Annotated in this window: 7 protein-coding genes; 1 reads left to right on the forward strand and 6 read right to left on the reverse strand. The window is 42.7% G+C overall.

Annotated features, from left to right (window positions below):
• Positions 1-156: 156 nt before the first annotated feature.
• From NWQ57_RS19170 to NWQ57_RS19195, 6 genes are all read right to left on the reverse strand, one after another.
• Positions 157-1,812: an ATP-binding protein gene (locus tag NWQ57_RS19170; protein WP_306023795.1), complete on the reverse strand. Its 1,656-nt coding sequence runs from the start codon at positions 1,810-1,812 to the stop codon at positions 157-159.
• A 116-nt stretch (positions 1,813-1,928) separates the two neighbouring features.
• Positions 1,929-2,231 carry a hypothetical protein gene (locus NWQ57_RS19175; protein WP_306023786.1) on the reverse strand — a complete coding sequence of 101 codons (303 nt, stop codon included), beginning with the start codon at positions 2,229-2,231 and terminating at the stop codon, positions 1,929-1,931.
• Between the two features lie 25 nt (positions 2,232-2,256).
• Positions 2,257-3,684 (reverse strand): glycogen synthase GlgA, encoded by a 1,428-nt coding sequence (gene glgA / locus NWQ57_RS19180; RefSeq protein ID WP_306023787.1) that lies wholly within the window; start codon positions 3,682-3,684, stop codon positions 2,257-2,259.
• Positions 3,685-3,815: 131 nt separating this feature from the next.
• The gene (locus tag NWQ57_RS19185; RefSeq protein ID WP_306023788.1) at positions 3,816-4,841 is read right to left on the reverse strand and encodes a methyltransferase; all 1,026 of its coding nucleotides are present in this window, start codon (positions 4,839-4,841) and stop codon (positions 3,816-3,818) included.
• On the reverse strand, positions 4,841-5,560 hold the full coding sequence (gene trmB, locus NWQ57_RS19190) for a tRNA (guanosine(46)-N7)-methyltransferase TrmB (RefSeq protein WP_306023789.1): 720 nt from the start codon (positions 5,558-5,560) through the stop codon (positions 4,841-4,843). The genes NWQ57_RS19185 and trmB overlap by 1 nt, the downstream gene beginning before the upstream one ends.
• Before the next feature lie 82 nt (positions 5,561-5,642).
• The gene (locus tag NWQ57_RS19195; RefSeq protein ID WP_306023790.1) at positions 5,643-6,419 is read right to left on the reverse strand and encodes an alpha/beta fold hydrolase; all 777 of its coding nucleotides are present in this window, start codon (positions 6,417-6,419) and stop codon (positions 5,643-5,645) included.
• Between the two features lie 29 nt (positions 6,420-6,448).
• On the opposite strand from NWQ57_RS19195, the gene mutY reads away from it, so the two are divergent.
• A complete protein-coding gene (mutY, locus tag NWQ57_RS19200) occupies positions 6,449-7,525 on the forward strand; it encodes an A/G-specific adenine glycosylase (protein ID WP_306023791.1) in 1,077 nt (358 codons plus the stop codon).
• Positions 7,526-7,599 lie beyond the last annotated feature (74 nt).

Below are 7,599 nucleotides of genomic sequence, written 5' to 3' on the forward strand. Positions count from 1 at the left end.
ATGTTAATAAATTTGGTTAAAAGTTTATCAGAAAATATCTAAAAATCAGGGTTTTATCTAGATAAAATTTATAAAAACACGAGATTATTACGCATATTTAGCGCAAATTCGTATTATTCGGTAAATTTCATCCTTGATTACGCCCCATCCCTTGTTTTAAAACAAGGCGCTGCGAGGCATTTCTGACGGATCCACCCGTTTGACAGGGAAAATTATTTTAAATTCAACACCCTTGTCATTTTCACTTTGCACAGAAATTGAACCATTCAGTGCTTGTGTCACGAGGTTATAGACCAAATGCATACCCAAGCCACTGCCACCTTGTCCTCGTTTGGTGGTGACGAAGGGATCAAAAATACGTTTACGTAATGGCTCTGGTATACCTTTGCCATTATCCTTGAACGTAATACATATTTTTTTCTCATCTTGCATCTCGATGTTGATATCGATAATGCCATGTTCGATAAATTCAAAGCCGTGAATAATGGAGTTCATGATTAAATTGATCATGATTTGGTTAATAGGGCCGGCCTTTGATTCTATGTACAAACTGTCATCACAATGGATCTTTATTTCATGCTCTACGCGTTTTAACTTAGGCCGCATTGACATTAAAATTTCGTCCATCAACTTACTGAAACAAAAAATGCGATTATTTTCAGAGGTTTGATCAACCGCCACTTGTTTAAAACTCGAGATGAGTTCGGCAGCACGATTTAGGTTTCGATAGATAATATTTAGATTTTCTTCACTTTCAGCAATAAATTTAGCAAGAGAGCTGGCTTTGAGCGTTTTATCTTCAAAGGCCTTACGCAGGTCTACTAGCCTGTCTAACATCATAGTAGAGGCTGTTACGCCAAGACCAATAGGCGTATTAACTTCGTGTGCGACACCTGCCACCATATCGCCCAAAGATGCCATTTTTTCGTTCTGAACCATTTGGCGCTGAAATTGATGGAGCTTTTCTAAGGTTTGAATGAGTTCAGCATTTGCTTCTTTTAAGGCTAAGGTACGATGATTGACTTTTTCTTCTAAACTGACATTGAGGGTGCGGTATTCATTTTCTGCGTCAGCTTGGCGCTGAATATGACCTTGAGTTCTTTCTAACATACCATTAAAGGCTTCAATCAGAATATCTAACTCTTTTATACCGTTAAGTTCGGCTCGATTTGAAAAGTCTTTTTGCCGGGTAATACGTTGCACCAATACGACCAAATTTTTGATAGGGTGAGTGATGGCTCGTTGCAATCTAAGGGTGAGGATAAAACACACCACAACACAGGCGATTAGCACAAACAAGGTTTGTATGATTGACTCACTGATGTGCTCTTCAACTTCTTCAGCAGAGGCTCTGAGGTAAATATAACCAATGAGTTTGCCTGTTTCATTTTCATAAATTGGTTTAATTACCTCAGCAAGGTTGCCAGTTATGATGACGTCTGCTAGCTCTTCACTTTGCTCTGCGCGCGACTTTACTGGCGCAATACCTGTCTTGTTATAGCTGGCAAAAAAAGCGGGCTCGCCGTTTTCCAGCAGTCTATAAATATGAGCATTTTCAATAAAGTTGACTGCGGCAAGTACCTGCAATTGTGATTCTAATGCGTCGCCGGCGTCGTTTTGTATATCGGCAACTGAGGCATTAGAGATCAAGGCCGCCATCACTTGGATGTCGCTAATTAAGGTTTCTTTGTATGAATTGATTTGCGAATAAAGATTAATACTCGATGCGACAATAAGTGATAGGGTGGTGATAGCCATCACAACCCAAATGATCAGGCTTTTAATTGATAAAAACTTTGTTTTATTGGTCATACCTGAACTAGTCATCACTCTCTTTTTTGCTGTTGTTACATTTCAAGCAATTGCAGGCTCTGTCTTTTCACTCTTGCATACAATGACTGTATACAAATAATGATAATTGGACAAATTCAATCTCTGATTAACGCTAAAATTTCGTCTTTATTCAGCTGATAACGCTCAGTTAAGGCTTGCCAGGTTAACTCGTGGTCAATTTTTTCAGTGGCACTTGGATTAGGCTTAATTAAAGGTTTAATGTCAGTCAAGCATATACACAAGATGTCATTGGCGTTTAACGCAAGGCTAGGAATAGCGATTTTGGTTTTTTTATATAATAGCTGAGGGCATGCTGTTGTGCGACTCGGCGATTGTAAACACAATTCTGGGAGTGCCAGAGCGAGGAAGCTAAATGTCCCTAAGATACTGACTAACACTAACCTGTTAAGCAAGCGATGCAAATTAATATAAGGCCTCAAGATAGAGCTTTTCATATTCTTGCGCAGCCGTTTGCCAAGTAAAACGGGTATGCATGGCACGCTTTTGCGTGGCAACAAAATTTTCTGGGTATTCATGATAAAACAACAGTGCTCTTTGAACGCAAGCTAACAAGCTGGCACTATCTGGTTGCTCAAAAATAAAGCCCGTTGCCGCAGTTGGGTGTTCAGCAAGATCCACTACCGTATCTTTCAATCCTCCCACCGCCCTAACAATAGGCAAGGTGCCAAAGGCTAAGCTATACATTTGATTTAAACCACAGGGCTCAAATAAAGATGGCATCAAGAAAAAGTCACTGCCTGCTTCGATCATATGAGCTTTACGGACACTAAAGTCTTCATGAAACGCTAACTTGGCGGGATGTCGTTGTGCAACCTCGGTTAAAAATCGACAAATATCGGGATCGCCCGTACCGACAATCACTAACTGCACCTCGTGTTGCATTAGCTTTTCAAGCATGGGCAAAATAAAACTGAAGCCTTTTTGTTCAGTTAAGCGGCACACCATACCAATAAGTGGAATATTCTTTTCGTTTGGTAACTGCATTTCCCGTTGCAAATCGGCTTTACAAATTGCTTTACCGTGAAAGCTATCAACGTCATAACGTTCAACGATGTGGGGATCATTGATAGGGTCCCATTGCGAATAATCACAGCCATTTAAAATGCCTGATACATCTTGGCGGCGTTGAGTAAATTCATTAAACAAATGATGAGAGCCTAATGGCGTAAGCAGCTCTTGGGCGTAATTAGGGCTCACCGCATTGATCTTGTTAGCATAACGGATACCCATCCGGACAAAGTTGAGGGCGTCACCATCAAGTTGATGTTGTAACTGATAATGAGGTCTCAAGTAGGGGATATCGTCAAAGCGATGTGTACCCTGATAAGCGCCATTATGAATGGTAAAAACAGAACGTGATTGCTTAAAAAAGCCGGAATCGTCAATGCTTAAGAAATAAGGCGTGAGCGCCGTATGCCAATCATTGCAGTGCACAATATCAGGCTGAAAATTTATCGCTTGCGCTGTTTTTAAAGCAGCATGAGCAAAAAAAGCAAAACGTTCTGCGTTATCAGCATAGGCGTGATAGTCGTCAGAATATAAGCCCTTACGCGCAAAAAAGGGCGGATAATCCACACAAAGCACGCGTAAGTGTGCTAAATGTAGTTCGCGAATCGCAAATTCGTAAGCGCGTTGCTCAGCAAACAAGGTTTGTTTGGCTGCGCATTCAGAGGCATTAAATCTGTCAGCTAGTGTTTGGTAGTAAGGCATGACAATTGTGACCTCATGGCCCAATTGATTCAGAGCAAGTGGCAAAGATTTAGCAACATCTGCCAGACCACCTGTTTTTACTAAATCTTCAACTTCTGACACAACAAACAATATTTTCATTAGCATCCTATTAATCGGCCCTGGGCCACCATATTGCAGAAACAGCTCTAAACTTATGTCATCGCAAAGCCCAGTTTTGTTGCCCTGGGATTTACACTATTGTGTCGCTTACGCTTTGAATAGTTTTTATATCAACGGGCACGTAAACATGAATAGACACTAAACTTGGTTGTTTGTTGAACTAAGGTAACGTTTTTAAATTGTTTTTCCAATAACTCTGCGTAACGCAAAAATTGATTTGCCACTAAAATTAACGCGCCTTCTGACGTTAAGTAGTTTTTACAATCGCTAATAAATGTTTCAGTGACAGAATAATCGGTTTGGATGCCGGTATGAAACGGTGGATTAGTAATAATAGTCGTAAATTTAGCGCTCAAAGCTTTCAAGCCGTTTGAGGGCTGGACATCAACATTCAGTTTATTTAGCAAGGCGCTTTGTTCTGAACAATAGACAGCGAGGGCGCTGACATCAGCCATGACCACTTTACTTGTAGGCTGGGACAAAGCCACAAAGCAACCAATGATGCCGGCACCACAACCAAAATCTAATACTCGTCCAGAATGATATCGAGGTAAATTTTCTAATAAAACGCGTGTGCCAATATCAACTTCACCATGGCTAAACACGCCAGGCAAAGAACATATCTGATAGCTTAAACCTGCGACATCAATAGTTTGCACAGTTTGCCAGGCGATAATGTCAAAGGGCTTAGCCGTTTGAGTAAGCTCGCCACCAAAGAGCGCACAGTGCCGCGCGGAGTCAATTTTGTTAACCTGTTTGCAGTAGGGCTCAAGTAACTTGGCCGCACTTTTAACGCCACTCTTGTTCTCGCCAACTAGCATTAATTGTGCGCCGGGTTTTAAGCAGGCAGCCACATTGGCCAATAGCATTTTTGCGTGCTCCTTGGCTTTAGGCATGTAAATAACGGCCCCATCAAACAGCTCGTCAGAGGTATAGCTAGCTCCAAAGCGATGTTTGGCAGCTTCACCTAAGCGCTGGCTTTGTTGGTAAATATCAAAAAATTGATGAAAGACTGAAACGTCTGAATCACTAAGGTCCTGACAAATATGCGCGTCAGCTGGATTAACAAGTAACCATCTTCCCGACGTAAAAATTTCGCTATTTCTGAGCAATACCTGACTGGTTGGCGCTAACATTAATTTACCTTCTCAAACATTAAATCCCACACACCGTGGCCCAAACGATGGCCTCGTTGCTCAAATTTGGTTAGCGGCCTTTGGTCGGGACGGGGCACATAGTCACCACTTTCTGACTGATTAACAAAACCGGGCGCAGCAGACATCACTTCTAACATGTGCTGTGCATAATTTTCCCAGTCTGTGGCCATATGAAAAACGCCGCCAAGAGCTAACTTGGTTCTTAAATTTTGTACAAATTCTGCTTGCACGATACGTCTTTTATGGTGTTTCTTTTTATGCCAAGGATCAGGAAAAAATAACTGCACTCTGGCTAAGCTGGCATCTGCTATACAGTCGGCTAATACAGCGACCGCATCGTATTCGTAAACACGTAAATTAGTCACTTGATGCTCGGCCGCCTCGGCTAAACAAGCTCCCACACCTGGCCGGTGTACTTCAATACCAATGAAGTCTTTGTCAGGCTCATTCTTGGCCATTTCAACCAAAGATTTGCCCATGCCAAATCCAATTTCCAGCACAAGCGGAGCTTGGCGACCGAAAGTGTACTCAGTGTCGAGTTTGCCATCTGTGTGCAATAAACCCATTCTAGGCCAATATTGTTCGAGTGCTTTGGCTTGGCCACTTGTGAGGCGTCCTTCACGTTTTACAAAGCTTTGAATTTTACGAATGTAGACACCGGACTCTGCGGCTTCTTGTTCAGATTTAAACTGACTCATGTTACTTACTCTTAAGGACTGATTTGATCATATTATCTTTTAAGCGCGCATTATCCGGCGCATATCCTTGATTGCAAGGACTTCATTGGTTTAACGTCTTGGCTAAGTGGTCTGCAAGTAACTTTGGTTGCTCTAAAGGTAGCATATGCCCCGCAGCGACAATAATCTCTAATGTGCTGTCTGGTATTTGCTGTTGAGTCGCTTTTAATTGGCTCGGGCTCGCTAATTGATCATGCTCGCCAGCAACAAAATGACAGGTAAAGGTACTCTTGGCGAGTTGTGGTATCAGGTTTTTTCGTTGGTTGGTCGCCTTCATCTGACTGGCTAATGTAGCTATGCCTAAGTCTTGCTCCATTTCTCGGATAATACCTATGATGGCTGCTCTATCAGTGTTTTGTTCATGCAGCATCGTCAAAATTTGCGCATCACTCATGCCTTTATACTGACCTTGCTGTAAGGCTTGTAATAGATTTTTTCGCTCGATTAATTTTGCATCAGGTAAGGCTTGGCAGGTGTTGCCAATTAAGGTCAAAGAAGCAATTTTGATAGGGTTTTGCACGGCAAGTAAGGCGGCAATATAGCCGCCCATCGAGAAACCAACTACATGCACCGGCTGGTCAAAATAATCGAGTCTGTCAGCGCCTAAGGCTAACATTTGAGAAAGATCTTCAGCCCACTGCAATGGAACATACGCTTGATAGGGTATATCGAGGTATTGCCAACAGGGCATGAAAACACGCTCGTCGCAGAGCGTACCCGGTAAAAAAACCACGGGTTGAACAATCTTATGTATGGGGTAAGAAGAAATCACTGGATGCAAACTAAACCAAATCGTCAGGGATAGGGTATTATCCCGCATATCTGTTCAGAAGCAAAATAAGCATCATTGTGACCTTAAATAAAAATTCAGACCTAGCTACTTTCGCCCAACGTATTCTCTCTTGGTTCGATAAATATGGACGAAAAGATTTACCGTGGCAGCGAGCTAAAACGGCTTACTCCGTTTGGATTTCAGAAATAATGTTGCAACAAACGCAGGTCACGACCGTTATTCCTTATTACCAGCGCTTTATGCAACGCTTTCCTGATGTGCTGAGTTTGGCTGAAGCTACAGAAGATGATGTGTTGCATCATTGGACTGGCTTAGGTTATTACGCCCGAGCAAGAAATTTGCATCAGGCAGCAAAAAATATTGTCGAACTTCATGCAGGCACGTTTCCGAACACACTTGAGCTAGTCATGGCTCTGCCTGGCATTGGTCGTTCAACGGCCTCTGCAATATTGTCTTTGGCGCAAGGCCAGCATCACAGCATATTAGATGGCAATGTCAAACGGGTATTAGGGCGCTATGCGGCAATTGAAGGTTGGCCTGGCAATAAACAAATCGAGACGCAGATGTGGTTGTTGGCGGATAAATTAACTCCTGCACAGCGCACTGCTGATTACAATCAAGCCATGATGGACATGGGCGCAACACTTTGCACTCGCAGCTCGCCTGCGTGCAGTCGATGTCCAGTGTCACAAGATTGCCAAGCTACTATGCTGGGAAGGCCAACAGATTTCCCCGGTAAAAAGCCTAAAAAAACGACACCGGTTCGGTCAACCTTGATGGTAATACCTCTTTGGCAGAACTCGGCCTTGATTTATAAAAGACCGTCTTCTGGTATTTGGGGCGGTTTATGGGGCTTTTATCAGATTGATTCTTTGGACCAACTAGAGCAGCAAGCCCTCACTCTGGGTTTAGAGAATTTTAGCGTAAAATTCTTGCTGCCTTTTCGCCATACCTTTAGTCATTTTCATCTTGATATTCAGCCGATTGTATTGCTGCTCAGCACTGCGCCCAAAGCACAAGGGGTTCGTGAAAATCAAGACCTTTGGTATGACTTAGGCAATCCGCCTGCTCTAGGATTAGCCGCACCTACTCAGCAACTCTTAACTACACTACGAGAAGAGCCGTTTAATTAACCTCAACTCGGTTTAAGCGGTGCCTCCCACTGGCGCTATTTTTGCGCCTATCGTCGTTGGTTTTCCTACCAATA

The sequence above is a fragment of the Paraglaciecola sp. genome (assembly GCF_030730205.1).
In the GTDB taxonomy this organism is placed as follows: domain Bacteria; phylum Pseudomonadota; class Gammaproteobacteria; order Enterobacterales; family Alteromonadaceae; genus Paraglaciecola.